Origin of the sequence: Streptomyces lasiicapitis, from assembly GCF_014646335.1 — a bacterium.
Lineage (GTDB): Bacteria > Actinomycetota > Actinomycetes > Streptomycetales > Streptomycetaceae > Streptomyces > Streptomyces lasiicapitis.
Window position 1 is genome coordinate 54600 of the sequence record NZ_BMNG01000008.1, and the last position, 13352, is coordinate 67951.

The following is a 13352-nucleotide window of genomic DNA, read 5'->3' on the forward strand; positions in this document are numbered from 1 at the left end:
CCGACCGCCTGGTCGTAGTCTTTGTGAACATGAAGAGTCCTTTGCTGTCGCTGCCCGGCGCCGTCCCCGCGGAGGGCGTGGACGAAGGCGTCGCCGCCCACTACGGCGAGCTGTTCCGCGAGCAGCGGGCCCTCGCCGAGGGCACCGGATTCGTCGACCTCTCGCACCGCGGCGTGGTCACCGTCACCGGTGCCGACCGGCTGAGCTGGCTGCACCTGCTGCTCACGCAGGCCGTCAGCGACCTCCCGGCGGGCCAGGCCACGGAAGCGCTGATCCTCTCCGCCAACGGGCACATCGAGCACGCCCTGTACCTCGTCGACGACGGCGAGACGATGTGGGCGCACGTCGAGCCCGGCACGCAGGACGCGCTCATCGCGTATCTGGAGAGCATGAAGTTCTTCTACCGCGTCGAAGTCGCCGACCGCACGGCCGAGTTCGCGGTGGTGCACCTGCCTGCGGGCTCCATCGCGCGGGTCCCCGACGGGGCCGCCGTGCGCGAGACGGCGCACGGCCGCGACGTCTTCCTCCCGCGCGCGGACCTTTCTTCGTACGCCGATCAGCACGGGCCCGCCGCGGGGCTCCTGGCCTACGAGGCCCTCCGCGTCGAGCAGCACCGCCCCCGGCTCGCCTTCGAGACCGACCACCGCACCATCCCGCACGAGCTGGGCTGGATCGGCACCGCCGTCCACCTCCAGAAGGGGTGCTACCGCGGTCAGGAGACCGTCGCCCGCGTCCAGAACCTGGGCAAGCCGCCGCGCCGCCTGGTCTTCCTCCACCTGGACGGCAGCGAGGTGCACCTGCCGGTGCACGGCACGCCCCTCCACCTCGCCTCGGACGGGCCCGACGGCCGCAAGCTCGGCTTCATCACCACGTCCGTACGCCACCACGAGCTGGGCCCGATCGCCCTCGCCCTCATCAAGCGCAACGTTCCCCTGGACGCGGAGCTTCTCGCCGGCACGACGGCAGCGGCCCAGGAAACGGTGGTCGAGCCGTAGCCCGTCTGGGGCTCCGCCCCTCTCCCCCCTTGTCGGCGCTCCGCGCCTCGCCCTCAAACGCCGGGCGGGCTTCTTCCCCACCCACCCGCCCTTACAGCTCGCGGCGCGTCGCTGCCCCCCTGCCAGTGCGGCTGAGTTTCAGCCCGTCCGGCGTTTGAGGACGAGGCCGTTCAGGCCGATCGGCGGGGACTTATCCCACCCACCCGGGCCTCCACCTCGCCCCGGTCCCCTCCAGCCCGTCCGGCGCTTGAGGACGAGCCGCGAAGCGGCGATAAGTGGGGTCCAGGGGCGGCAGCCCCTGGTTTCGGGAAAGGGGCGGGACTGGGGCGCCCCGCGAGGGCCCAGCCACCCCTGGCGTCACATCTCCAGCAGCACGGTGAACGGACCGTCGTTCGTGAGCCCCACGCGCATCTGCGCGCCGAAGCGCCCCGTGGCGACCGTCGCGCCGAGGGCGCGCAACCGCGCGACCACCTCGTCGACGAGCGGCTCGGCGACATCGCCGGGCGCGGCGGCGTTCCAGGTGGGCCGACGGCCCTTGCGGGCGTCGCCGTACAGGGTGAACTGGGAGATGACGAGCAGCGGGGCGCCGACGTCCGAGCACGACTTCTCGTCGGAGAGCATCCGCAACGACCAGAGCTTGCGCGCCAGTTGACCGGCCTTGTCAGGGGTGTCGTCGTGGGTCACCCCCACGAGAACGCACAGCCCCTCACCGGAGATCTCCCCGACCGTCTCACCGTCGACGACGACACTCGCGCCGTCCACCCTCTGCACCACCGCACGCATGGCGACCATGATGCCCTGCCCGAGCGCGCCGTCCGCGCGCCGGTCCAGAACCCCCCATCCGGGGCCGATTCGGGGCACTCGTGCGCAGAGCGACCACTCGGGGTGGCACGATGCTCACACGCGGTGTACCGCGCCGGCTGAGGGGACGGTAGAGCCACATGAGCACACCCAGTACGCCCAGTACTCCCAGTACGTCCAGCACACCATGGTCGCCGGGTACGAGACGTACGGGCGGGACAGGCGCGACGGGTGCGACGGGTGCGACAGGCGGGACGGGCGCGACGGGCGCGACGAATGTGCCGCGCCCGCCCACCCAGCGCACCGGCAGCCCCGTGCTGCCCGAAGCGCCCGCGCACGACCTCGCCGCCCTCCGCCTGCCGGAGCTGCGCGAGCTGCGCCGCTCCGCACAGCAGGACGAGGCCGATCTGAGCTACGTACGAAGGCTGCTGCAGGGCCGTATCGACATCCTGCGGGCCGAGACCGCGCGCCGCAGGGCGCCGCGCGCGGGCGCGGACGCGGGCGGGGCGGGCCCGAAGTCCCCGGGCGCGGCGGAGTCGCCGCTCGTCGTGGACCGGCTGCCGGAGATCCTCACCGACGGCCCGGCCCGGCACCGCTCCTCCGCCCGCCATGTGACGCTCGGCACGCCGCACAACGAGGAGTACCGTCGCCTGGCCGCCGACATGCTCGCCGAGGTGGCGCTCTCCGACCTCGTGGCCCGCACGGACGAGGAGCTGCACACGGCCATGGGCCGCCTCGTCCGCTACGAACGGCAGGTCTCGCGGCGCCGTCAGGAGATGCAGCGCACGACCGACGATTGCAGTGCGGAGATCGCCCGCAGGTACCGTGAAGGGGAAGCACAAGTAGACGACCTGCTCGCGTGACCCCGCCGGCCCGGTGGGCACCGCCGCCCCGCCGGGCCCGGTGACCCCCCGAAGGGCCCGGAGACCGCCGTGATCCACGTGTCCGGCGGACGCCCCGCGTACGACGGCAGCCGAGATCCCGTGATCCCGGCCGCCCGTCGTGCCCCGGGGCGCCCGCCTGGCCACTGATCCGGACGGTCCCGACGGCCCGGTGCCCTGGTGGTCCGGTGCCCTGGTGGCCCCGGCCCGGCTCCGGCGTTCCCGCGGACGGTCCGTCGTACCGCACCGCACCGCCGCAACGCCGCACCCGGAAGGCCGAAGATGACGACCACGTCCGCCGCCGTCAGTTCCCCCGTCATACCCCCGGTCCTCGCCGAGGTCGTACGCTCCGGCTTCGTCGAGGGCAGCCACCGGGGCAGCCTGGTGCTCCTCGGTGCCGACGGCGGCGTGCAGCTCGCGCTCGGCGATGTGACCGCGCCGGTCTTCCCGCGCTCCACCAACAAGCCGATGCAGGCCGCCGCGGTGCTGCGGGCCGGGCTCGACCTGGCCGGTGAGCGCCTCGCCCTGGCCGCCGCCAGCCACTCCGGGGAAACGTTTCACCTCGATCTCGTACAGAAGATGCTGGCCGAGCACGGGCTGACCGCGGCCGAGCTGCAGTGCCCCGAGGACCTGCCACTGGACCCCGTCGAGGCCGAGACGTACCTCGCGGCGGGCGCCGTACGCGACCGCGTCACGATGAACTGCTCCGGCAAGCACACGGCGATGCTCGCGGTGTGCGAGCTGAACGGCTGGGCCAAGGAGAGCTACCTCGACCCGGAGCACCCCCTCCAGCGCCTGGTCCACGAGGTCATCGAGGAGGCGGCGGGCGAGCGGGTCACGGCCGTCGGCACGGACGGCTGCGGCGCGCCCCTCATGGCCATCTCCCTGACCGGTCTCGCCCGCGCCTACCGGCACTTCGTGCTCGCCCCCGAGGGCAGCCCCGAGCGCCGGGTCGCGGACGCGATGCGGACCCACCCGGAGTACGTCGCGGGGACGCGGCGGCCCGACACCTGGCTGATGCGGGAGGTGCCCGGCGCGCTGTCGAAGATGGGCGCCGAGGCCGTCCAGGCCGTCGCGCTGCCCGACGGCCGGGCCCTCGCCTTCAAGATCGACGACGGCGCGACCCGCGCTCTTGGCCCTGTCCTCGCCCAGGCGCTGCGCGCGCTCGGCGTCGACGCACCGGTCCTTGACCGCATCGGCAGGGCGCCGCTGCTCGGGGCGGGGCGTGAGGTGGGGGAGATACGGGCCGCGGCTCTGCCGGCCGTGCCGGCGGCCCGCAAGGGCTGACGCTGGCCTGCGGGGGCTGACGCGGTGACCCGTACGGGCCGCGGTGGCGACCTGTAGGGGCTGACGCGGCGGCCCGCGCGGGCTGACGTGGCGACCTGTAGGGGCTGACGTGTCGACGGGGTGGCCCACGGGCGTGGGCCACCCCGTCGCTTCATTGGGGCCTGGGCCTGGCGTTGGCGGGGCCTTGTAGATGGCCCGGACCCCCGGGTTTGACGGCTGACCGAACTCCCGGCTCCCCTCCGGATGAGAGCTCGGTCAGCCCGACTGTGGGCCGCCCCTCAGCCCGACTGGGCGAGGAGCAGCACGAGGATCAGCGCCCCGATGCCACCGAAGGTGGCGTTCTTGGCCTTGATCCCGACGGTCAGCATGACGAACGCGATGATCCCCATCGGCCCGTACTTCCACTGGACGAGCTGCTCGAATCCGATGGCGAGGGCGGCGATGACGACGGCGATGAGCGGCATGACGGTCCCCCTTCCGCACGGGGGCGAGGAGCCCCCTGGCCGGCTGCCAACTGGTCGACCCGGTCGCCGGGTTCGGCCCGGCGGCCTGGGCTGGTGGCCAACCCCCCCCAGAGAGTCTGACCATGTCGCCCAAGTTGGCTACCAACTCCAACTGAGTTATCTCCGCGATGGTGCGTCTCATAACCACCTTCTCAGCAACTCCCCAAAGATGGCGAGAAGTTGTACTGTTTGGTTGTGAGCCCGGACCAGGCCTCAGTCAACGAGCGGAAGAGGGCGAGCAAGCCTCCCCACCGCTCCCATCGCGACGTGGCGGACGAGCTGCGCGACCGGATCAGGTCCGGGGAGCTGCGGCCGGGCCAACGCATGCCCACGCAGGCCGAGTTGGCCGTCGAGTTCGGGGTGGAGCGGGGTGCCGTGCGGCAGGCGCTGCGGATTCTGCAGAGCGAGCATCTGCTGGCCAATGTGTCCAAGGGCAGCCCCGCCACGGTCGCGGGGCCTTCGGGGCCGAGCCCGGACACGGTCCGTCCGGAGCCGACCATGGTCGGACTCGCGCCGCGCGTCGCCGCCGCCTTCCAGGCGCCGCACGTGGAGATCGACGCGCTGTGTCTCACCTCGGTCTCCCTGACGATGGCGATCGGCGAACCGCTGCGGCAGATTCACGCCGGGGGGCTGAAACCGGCCAAGGTCGACGTCCGGGTGCTGCTGCCGAGCCGCGACATCGACCTCGCCTTCCCGGCGCCGGTCGAGGGCGACGACGACGGCGGCCATGTGCACCGCCGCTGGCTCGACCAGCGCAACGCGCAGGGGCAGGTGCTGCGGCACAACCTGCTGACGCTGCGTACGACGCACCACATCGACGTCCAGGTGGAGTTCCGCGCCCTGCCGTTCACCCCGCCCGTCAAGCTCTACCTGCTCAACGGCTCCGAGGCGCTGTTCGCGTACTACACGCTCGCCAAGCGCGGCGAGGAGATCGGCCAGGAGTATCTGGAGATGTGGGACGCGCAGGGAACGCAGTCGATGCTCTTCCCGTTCCACCAAGGGGACGGGTTGCGGGACACGACGTTCGTGGAGCAGTCCCATCTGTGGTTCAACGCGCTCTGGGAGACGATCAGTCAGGACCTGTGGCTGAACCCCGGCCCGTAAGGCGCGCGTGCGGCGCGCGGGCTCGGACCGGCAGTTCAGCGCCTGGTCACAGGGCGGGTCCCGTCACCATCAGGGCGAGCACGACAGCCCCGATCGAGCTGCAGGTGGGGTTCTTCGCCTTGACGCCCACGGTCAGCAGGAGCAGACCGATGATGCCGAGGGTTCCGTACTTCCACTGCACGACTTGCTCGATGGTGACGGCGAACACGGCTGCGAGGAGGGCTATGGCGGGCATGGTGGTTCCTCCTTTTGCCATCTTGGGCGAGTTGGCAACCAACTCACTTGAGTTGTCCCCACTTGGTTGGTCATCCTAACCACTTCGCGTCAACTCCCTGAGATGGTACGGAAGTTGTATCGTCTGGTCGTGACCAAGGAGAGCGTTGCAGTGAACGGCAGCAGAAAGCCCTCACCCCAGGACATCGCGGACGCCCTGCGCGAGCGCATCCGCACCGGCACTCTCAGGGCGGGCGACCGCCTCCCCACCCAGGCCCAGCTCGCCAAGGAGTTCGGCGTGGAGCGGGGGACGGTGCGGCAGGCACTCCTTTCGTTGCAGCGGGACGGGTTGCTGAACCACATCAGCAGGGGCAGTCCCCCGCGGGTCGCGGGGGAGCCCACCGGTTCCGCGGCCACCGCCGCCGCGCAGCCTCAGCCGCAGCCGTCGATGGTGGCGCTGGCACCGCGCCTCGCGGAGGCGTTCCGGGAGCCGCACGTGCGGGTCGACGTCGTCTCGTACACCGCCGAGACCCTCATGAACGCCCTCTCCGAGCCGATCCGGCAGATCCACGAGGGGCGGATGCGCCCGGAGTCGATCGACGTACGCATCCTGCTGCCGAGCAGCGACATCGACCTGGCCTTCCCGGTGCCGGTCGCGAACGGCGACGCCGAGGACCGCGGCCGGCTGCAGCGGCGCTGGCTGGCACAGCGCAACGCGCAGGGGCAGGTGCTGCGCCACAACCTCCTCAACCTGCGGCAGTCGCACGGCATGGAGGTGCGTGTGACGTTCCGGGCCCTGCCGTTCACGACGCCTGTGAAGCTCTATCTCCTCAATGGGCAGGAGGCGTTGCTCGCCTTCTACACGCTGGAGTCCATGGACGTGGAGGTCGACGGGCAGGGCGGCGCGAGTGTCCCCGCCTACGACGCCGGCGGGCTGACCGCCGCCCTCTTCTCCTTCGCCGACGGCGCGAGCCCGCGTGACTCCGGCTTCGTGGAAGAATCTCAGAAGTGGTTCGACGCCCTCTGGGAAACGATCACGACGGACCTGACACTCTCTTAGGTGACTCCTGACTCCACGCAACCCGATGCGACAGCGCCCGAGCCGGTGACGGACGAGACCGAGTACCTCCGGGCGCTGGTCGACGACGTCCAGTACGTCTTCTTTGACTTCGACGGCCCCATCTGCCGCCTCTTCGCCGGGCATTCGGCAAGGAAGGTCGCGGAGGAGCAGGTGCGCTGGCTCGAGGAACGGGGGCTGCACGGGCTGCTTGCGGCGGGTGTGCGAGGTGAGGCCGATCCGTACGTCGTGCTGGCCGCCGTCGACGAGCGTCATCCCGAAAGCGACCTGGTCGCCGATCTCGAGGCGCGGCTCACGCACGAGGAGCAGAAGGCGGTCCTGTCCGCCTGGCCCACGGCCTATGCCGACGCGCTCATCCGCACATGGTGGGCCACCGGCGCCCGTCTCGCCATCACCACGAACAACTCGCCGGGGCCGGTGGCCAGTTACCTGTCCGACCGGGGGCTGATCGACTGTTTTACGCCCCACATATACGGCCGCACGCAGAACCTGCACCTGCTCAAGCCGGATCCGTACTGCGTCAACCGCGCCCTCCTCGCGATGGGTGCCGACCCCGCCCGCACCGTGATGATCGGTGACGCCGCTTCGGACTACCTCGCGGCGCGGGCCGCCGGCGTGCGTTTCCTCGGCTACGCGCGCAACGAACGCAAGCTGCGCGTCCTCCAGGAGGCCGGTGCCGAGTGGACGGTGTCGTCACTGGCGCCGCTGCTCCACATGCTCGCGGGCGGCGCGAGGTAGCGGGGGCCGCCCTCGTGGAACCGCCGGAGCGAATTCGGCCGCGCCCCATTGCCGACTATCCGGCCGCTGTCGTCGGGAATGCCGTGGAGTGCGAAATGGTAAGACCGCCCGACATATTCAAGGCGGCAGGAACGCGCAGTAATGAAACAGGCGCGCAAGGTAAGTAAGTGCGAGCGTCCACATAGTGGCATGCACGGATGCCTTTTCCCGGGGCGAGATACCCTCTGCGCTCATGTCGCAACCTCTGCCCGGCAGAGCCGATTTGGCCCCATCGGTCTCGGTCGGCCCTTTCGACCGGCTGGTCCGCAAATTGGCTGCCGCCCATCGCGAACGCCCTGGTGGGAAGGTGGTGACCGGCTATCACAACAGCAACTACATCGTGCCGCTCGGGTGGACGCTGGCGGTGTTGCTGCGGACGATGCCGTTTCGCGCGCGGGTGAAATGCCGTACTCCGCTGGAGGCCGCGGAGGTCGCGCCGCGTATCTGGCCGAGCGAGGGTGACCTGCTCGAGGTGGTCACCCGCCATCTCAAGGAAGTCCCACGCTGCCTGCTCGACTTCGACGACTGGTCGATGCACGCGTACCGTGCCGGACGCGCGCTGACCGAGGTCGACGAGGACGAACTCAACACCGACGAGCTGATGGTCAAGCTCGCCGACTTCTTCGCCAGAACCGTGTCCGTGCCGGAGTCCGAGCTGCCGCCCAGGCCTGAGGGGTGGCCCGAGGACGGGGATTCCAACGGCTTTCTCGCCTGGCTCGTCAACTTCACCGAGAAGCGGGTGCACCAGGCCAACCGGCGGCGATTCGACGCGCTATTCGAGTCGATCGGTATCCGGCCGAACGCCATGGTCGAGTTTCAGGAGAAGGCCCCGCCGCTGCGCGATCGCCCGTTCTGTCTGCTGCACACGGACGTCCATCGCGCCAACATCGTGGTCGACCGCCGGGAAATCGCCGTCATCGACTGGGAGTTGGCGCTGTACGGCGACCCCCTGCACGACCTCGCGACACACCTCGTACGCATGGATTACGACAAGGAGCAGCACCTGCGGATGCGCCGGCTGTGGACCGAGGCCATGGTGACGGCGGGCCGGGCCGAACTGACAGCGGGCATCGAGGCCGACCTGCCCGTCTACCTGGATTTCGAGTACGCCCAGTCGGTCTTTCCCGACGTCATGCGCGCCGCTCTGTCCCTGCCCGGGGGGAAGCCGGACGACGACGACTTCGCTGGTGCCGCCGAGCACATCTGCCGGGCCTTGCGGCGGGCGGCCGACCCGCTGCGCCTGGAGTCGGTCCCGGACCAGGCCCACGCCGTGGAGGCCGTGCGGAGTTGGCACGCCGAGGTGCACGGGCGGGAGGCGGCCGAGCCGCGTCCGGCCATGTGACGGTCATCCGGTCTTCCTGACCGCCCCGGCCGCGGGCACCATGAGCTCCTGCATGCTCGTGTCAACTCGGTGGTGGGCAGGGGGACTTGATGGCTGGTGGTCGTTTGGCTTGGGGCTCCGACTCGGAGAGCTGGGCACGCGCGGAGTCCGTGGTCACCAAGACACTCCTCCTCGCCGTGTTCGTGCTCGGCCTGGTGGCCCAGTTCGTCACCCCCGTCGGCGACGCCCTCGAAGGCAAGGCGTATCTCGGCGGCGCCATCCTCAGCCTGGTCGGTTACGTGCTCTACAGCGAGCTGCGGGGGCTCAACGATGCCCTGCGCCCCACGGCCCGGCAGGAAGTCGCGGCGAGTGAGCTGCGGCAGTACTTCGGTGCGGCGCTCGGCCGGGCAGCGCCGCGGATCGACGCGATCGGGTTCACGGGGGAGACGGTGGTCACCGAGCTCGCCCGGTCGCTCGACGGACTGCAGGGCGCGGCCCGCCCGGAGGTGACGGTGCGCATCCTGGTGCCGGACTTCACCCGGGAGATGGAGATACCAGGGATGCTCGACGCCGACGGGAAGGCCGTGGACGACCCCGACTTCCGTGGTGATCTGCTGCGGCAGGTGAAGGGGTACGAGCGAGGCATGGAAGTCCTGGCCAGGCGGCTGAGCCACGACCGCAGGGGGCTGCTCGCGGTGGAGTTCCGCGTCCTGCACATCTCGCCGTTCGTGAAGTTCTGCCTGGTCGACAGCGAGCATCTCTTCGACGGCATCTACGACGAGGTCAAGGAGGAGCCGTCGAGGGGCCTCCCGGAGCGGCAGGTCCTCGACCTCATGGGGTACGACTCGCTGCTCACGCACTGGCACATCGATGCCGGCGCGGCGGCCCGCGAGAAGATCGTGCGTCGCCAGCAACTGTTCGACACCCTCTGGCGAGTAGCCCGCCCTCTCACCCCACCCTCCTCCTGAACAAAGCCCCCGCCATCACCACGGCCCCCACCAGAATCCCCCCGCACCACGCCAGCGCCACCCACGGTGTGGAGCCGGCCGGTTGGCCGAGGAGGAGGGTGCGGAGGGATTCGATGACCGGGGTCACCGGCTGGTGGTCGGAGAAGGTGGCGAGCCAGGTGGGCATGGTGTCGGTGGGGACGAAGGCGCTGCTGGGGTAGGGGAGGAAGGTGACGAAGAAGGTGTAGCCGTTCGCGGCCTCGGGGGACTTGGCCAGGAGGCCGACCGCCGCGGAGAGCCAGGACAGGGCCAGGATGAAGGCCACCAGGAGCGCGATCGCGGCGAGCCAGGCCGCGGGTGTCGCCGCCGGGCGGAAGCCGATCGCGAAGGCCAGGGCGAGGACCAGCGCGGTGGCCAGGAGGTTGCGGGCCACGGATGCCAGGACGTGGCCCGCCAGGATCGCCGTGCCGCCCACGTCCAGCGAGCGGAAGCGGTCGATGATGCCGGCCTTCAGGTCCTCCGTCACGGCCACCGCCGTTCCGGCCGAGCCGAATCCGGCGCAGAGGAGCAGGACGCCGGGGACGACGTAGGTGACGTACCGCGTATCCGTACCCGTGTTGATCGCGCCGCCGAAGAAGTACACGAAGATCAGGAGCAGGAGGACGGGGAGGGCCAGGGCCGTGATCAGGGCGTCCACGTTGCGGCGGCTCAGGCGGAGGGAACGGCCCGTCATGATCAGGGCGTTCGGGACGGCGGCGGCCATGGGGCCAGGCATGGGGCCAGGTATGGCGCCGGGCGTGGGGTCAGGCGTGGGGTCAGGCATGAGGTCACGCATGAGGTCACGCATGAGTGGGCTCCTTCGGTGCGGCCGCGGGGTTCGTCGCCGTCAGCGTCAGGAACACCTCGTCCAGCGTCGCCGTGTGGACGGAGAAGTGGGCGATCTCGGTGCCGCTCGGGTCGAGTTCGTCCAGTAGCGCGCGTACGTGCCGTGCGGTGCCGTCGGTCGGGAGGCCGAGGGTGCGTGCGGGCGGGTCGTGGTGGGTGGCGTGCGGGGTCCTGGCGGTGACGCGGAGGTAGGCGTCGGACGTGGTCAGGGTGAGGTCCAGGCGGTGGCCCGCGACACGGGACTTGAGCTCCGCGGCCGTGCCCCGCGCCGCGATCACGCCGTCGTGCAGCACCGCGATGCGGTCGGCGAGCCGGTCGGCCTCCTCCAGGTACTGGGTGGTGAGGAAGACGGTGGTGCCGCGCGCGGCGAGGTCGCCCACCACGTCCCACAGCTCCATCCGGCTGCGCGGGTCGAGCCCCGTCGTCGGCTCGTCCAGGAAGATCACCTCGGGCTCGCCGACCAGACCCGCGGCGAGGTCGACGCGGCGCCGCATGCCGCCCGAGTACGTCCGTACGAGACGCCCCGCGGCCTCCGACAGGCCGAAGCGGTCCAGGAGTTCGTCCGCGCGGGCCCGCGCCGCGGCCCGGCCGAGGCCCGCGAGGCGCGCCATCATGCGCAGGTTCTCCGCGCCGGTCTGCCCCTCGTCGACCGCCGCGAACTGCCCGGTCAGGCTGATCGCGCGGCGCACCCGGCCGCGCTCGGCCCGGATGTCGTACCCCGCGACCGTCGCCGTGCCCGCGTCCGGCTCGGTGAGCGTGGCGAGGATGCGGACGGCGGTCGTCTTGCCCGCGCCGTTCGGGCCGAGCAGGGCGAAGACGGTGCCGGGCGGGATGCGGAGGTCGATGCCGCGCAGTACGGGGACGAGGGCCCCGGACGTGCCCCCGGCTCGGTAGGACTTGGTGAGGCCGGTGGCCTCGATCGCGTACGCCGTCACCTTCGCGCTCGCGTGCGCCTTCGTGGACATCGCCCCTCCAAAGGTGCGGAACCCGTACTGCGTAACCCCTACGCATTACTGTGTAAGGGTTACGCAGAACTACGATGGCCGTCAAGCGAAGGCTGAGGAGGCCAGGAAATGACGGCGCACGACGGCGGCGAAACCGGCCTGCCCGCGAGCCTGGAAACCGCCTGGGGCCTGCGCGAACGCCCCTCGAAGGGCCCGCGCCCCGGCCTCACCCTCGACCGCATCGTCCGGGCAGGCATCGGCATCGCGGCCACCGAGGGCATCGGCGCGGTCTCCATGGGGCGCGTCGCCAAGGAGCTCGGCGTCTCGACGATGTCCCTGTACCGGTACGTGTCCGCGAAGGACGAGCTGTACGTCCTCATGGAGGACGCGGCCGCCGGCCCCCCGCCCCCGACGCCCGCCCACGTCACCGGCTGGCGCGCCCGCCTCGAGTGGTGGGCGCGCGCCCAGCGCGAGGTGTTCCACCGGAACCTGTGGCTCCTGCGGATCCCGATCTCCTCGCCGCCCGCCTCGCCGCACGCCCTGGAGTGGATGGAGCGCGGGCTCGCCGCCCTCGCGGACACCGGCCTCGACGAGGGCCGGAAGATTTCCGTGATCATGCTGATCGGCGGCTATGTACGCAACGAGGCGACCCTCATGGCCGACCTGGACGCCGCCATGACCGCCCGCGGCCTCGCCCCCGCCGAGGTCATGCGCCGCTACGAACGCACCGTCGACGTCCTCACCGCGACCGACCCCGCCCGCTACCCCGCCCTGCGTCACCTCCTCGGCTCCGGCGCCCTCGGCGAGCCGGAGGAATCGCCGGACGCGGACTTCGAGTTCGGGCTGGGGTGTGTGCTGGACGGGGTGGCGGCGCTGGTGGACGTCTTGGTGGACGTCCCCCGAACCGATCAGGCGTAGCGGGGACGCCCCGAACTGATCAGGCGTACCGGGGGAGCCCCGAACCGAGCTGATCGAAGGCCCGGTTCGCCTCGCGTGCGGCGTCCGGGTGGATGTCGCGCGCCCGCTCGCCCGCGTCGACGCGGCGCCAGTTCTCCAGGGCGAGGACCCGCTGCACCGCGAGGATCTGCGCGGCGGCGAGGCGGGCCTCCAGGGGGCCGCCGTCGAGCGCGTCCGCGAGGGCCCGCTCGGAGCGGTCCTGGTACGCGTACAGACGGGCCACCAACGACGGTGTCCCGTACAGGAGTTGGTGGAAGGCGAGGACCTCGGGGGCGTCGTTGAGGCCGGTCACGGGGTCGTGGCGGGTCAGTCCTTCCAGGAAGCGGGCGCGCAGGGCGGCCAGCGGGGAGTGGCCGCCGGGGCGGTCGGCGACGACGCGCGCCGCCTCGTCCTCGTGGTCGGCGAACCGGTGCAGGACCAGGTCCTCCTTGGCGGGGAAGTACCGGAACAGCGTCGGCTTGGAGATCTCCGCCGCCGCGGCCACCTCGGCCACCGACACCTTCTCGAAGCCGCGCTCCAGGAAGAGAGCGATCGCCGCGTCGGAGATCGCCTCGTACGTCCGCTGCTTCTTGAGCTGCCGCAGGCCGACGGGGCCCGCGGCGGCGTTCGTCTCGCCGGTCATGCGCATAACGTACCACGCTTATGATTCTCAGTATCAA

Annotated in this window: 15 protein-coding genes; 9 read left to right on the top strand and 6 right to left on the bottom strand. The window is 71.2% G+C overall.

Features of this window, described 5'->3' with window-relative positions; genetic code table 11:
- The first annotated feature begins 29 nt into the window (after positions 1-29).
- Positions 30-995 (top strand): CAF17-like 4Fe-4S cluster assembly/insertion protein YgfZ, encoded by a 966-nt coding sequence (gene ygfZ, locus IEY91_RS18625; protein ID WP_164323445.1) that lies wholly within the window; start codon positions 30-32, stop codon positions 993-995.
- A gap of 357 nt (positions 996-1352) precedes the next feature.
- Here ygfZ and dtd read toward each other — a convergent pair whose 3' ends face one another.
- Positions 1353-1778, bottom strand: a complete 426-nt coding sequence (gene dtd / locus IEY91_RS18630) for a D-aminoacyl-tRNA deacylase (RefSeq protein ID WP_189174872.1) — start codon at positions 1776-1778, stop codon at positions 1353-1355.
- Between the two features lie 296 nt (positions 1779-2074).
- On the opposite strand from dtd, the gene IEY91_RS18635 reads away from it, so the two are divergent.
- On the top strand, positions 2075-2659 hold the full coding sequence (locus IEY91_RS18635) for an RsiG family protein (RefSeq protein ID WP_164328411.1): 585 nt from the start codon (positions 2075-2077) through the stop codon (positions 2657-2659).
- Between the two features lie 300 nt (positions 2660-2959).
- The gene (locus IEY91_RS18640) at positions 2960-3964 is read left to right on the top strand and encodes an asparaginase (RefSeq protein WP_164323449.1); all 1005 of its coding nucleotides are present in this window, start codon (positions 2960-2962) and stop codon (positions 3962-3964) included.
- 278 nt (positions 3965-4242) lie between these two features.
- Here the strand turns inward: IEY91_RS18640 and IEY91_RS18645 are convergent, their stop codons facing one another.
- Positions 4243-4428, bottom strand: a complete 186-nt coding sequence (locus tag IEY91_RS18645; protein ID WP_164323452.1) for a hypothetical protein — start codon at positions 4426-4428, stop codon at positions 4243-4245.
- Positions 4429-4656: 228 nt separating this feature from the next.
- Here IEY91_RS18645 and IEY91_RS18650 point away from each other — a divergent pair, with 228 nt between their 5' ends.
- Positions 4657-5571, top strand: a complete 915-nt coding sequence (locus IEY91_RS18650) for a winged helix-turn-helix domain-containing protein (protein ID WP_164323454.1) — start codon at positions 4657-4659, stop codon at positions 5569-5571.
- Positions 5572-5617: 46 nt separating this feature from the next.
- Here IEY91_RS18650 and IEY91_RS18655 read toward each other — a convergent pair whose 3' ends face one another.
- Entirely contained in the window at positions 5618-5806 is a 189-nt protein-coding gene (locus tag IEY91_RS18655; RefSeq protein WP_037657520.1) for a hypothetical protein, read from the bottom strand.
- A gap of 123 nt (positions 5807-5929) precedes the next feature.
- Here IEY91_RS18655 and IEY91_RS18660 point away from each other — a divergent pair, with 123 nt between their 5' ends.
- The 4 genes from IEY91_RS18660 (at position 5930) to IEY91_RS18675 (ending at position 9928) form a co-directional block, all read left to right on the top strand.
- Entirely contained in the window at positions 5930-6844 is a 915-nt protein-coding gene (locus IEY91_RS18660; protein ID WP_189175097.1) for a winged helix-turn-helix domain-containing protein, read from the top strand.
- Positions 6845-7600, top strand: a complete 756-nt coding sequence (locus IEY91_RS18665; RefSeq protein ID WP_189174873.1) for an HAD family hydrolase — start codon at positions 6845-6847, stop codon at positions 7598-7600.
- 349 nt (positions 7601-7949) lie between these two features.
- Positions 7950-8981: an aminoglycoside phosphotransferase family protein gene (locus IEY91_RS18670; RefSeq protein WP_229697071.1), complete on the top strand. Its 1032-nt coding sequence runs from the start codon at positions 7950-7952 to the stop codon at positions 8979-8981.
- A gap of 89 nt (positions 8982-9070) precedes the next feature.
- Entirely contained in the window at positions 9071-9928 is an 858-nt protein-coding gene (locus IEY91_RS18675) for an ATP/GTP-binding protein (RefSeq protein WP_189174874.1), read from the top strand.
- Here the strand turns inward: IEY91_RS18675 and IEY91_RS18680 are convergent.
- Together IEY91_RS18680 and IEY91_RS18685 are read right to left on the bottom strand one after the other, a co-directional pair.
- Positions 9909-10682 carry an ABC transporter permease gene (locus IEY91_RS18680; protein ID WP_229697072.1) on the bottom strand — a complete coding sequence of 258 codons (774 nt, stop codon included), beginning with the start codon at positions 10680-10682 and terminating at the stop codon, positions 9909-9911. The two genes, IEY91_RS18675 and IEY91_RS18680, sit on opposite strands and share 20 nt — an antisense overlap.
- Before the next feature lie 64 nt (positions 10683-10746).
- On the bottom strand, positions 10747-11757 hold the full coding sequence (locus IEY91_RS18685; protein WP_164323463.1) for an ABC transporter ATP-binding protein: 1011 nt from the start codon (positions 11755-11757) through the stop codon (positions 10747-10749).
- A 108-nt stretch (positions 11758-11865) separates the two neighbouring features.
- Between IEY91_RS18685 and IEY91_RS18690 the strand changes: the two genes are divergently transcribed.
- Positions 11866-12654 carry a TetR/AcrR family transcriptional regulator gene (locus IEY91_RS18690; protein WP_189174875.1) on the top strand — a complete coding sequence of 263 codons (789 nt, stop codon included), beginning with the start codon at positions 11866-11868 and terminating at the stop codon, positions 12652-12654.
- A 19-nt stretch (positions 12655-12673) separates the two neighbouring features.
- Here the strand turns inward: IEY91_RS18690 and IEY91_RS18695 are convergent, their stop codons facing one another.
- Complete coding sequence (locus IEY91_RS18695) at positions 12674-13321, bottom strand: TetR family transcriptional regulator (RefSeq protein WP_189174876.1); 648 nt, start codon at positions 13319-13321, stop codon at positions 12674-12676.
- Positions 13322-13352: the final 31 nt, after the last annotated feature.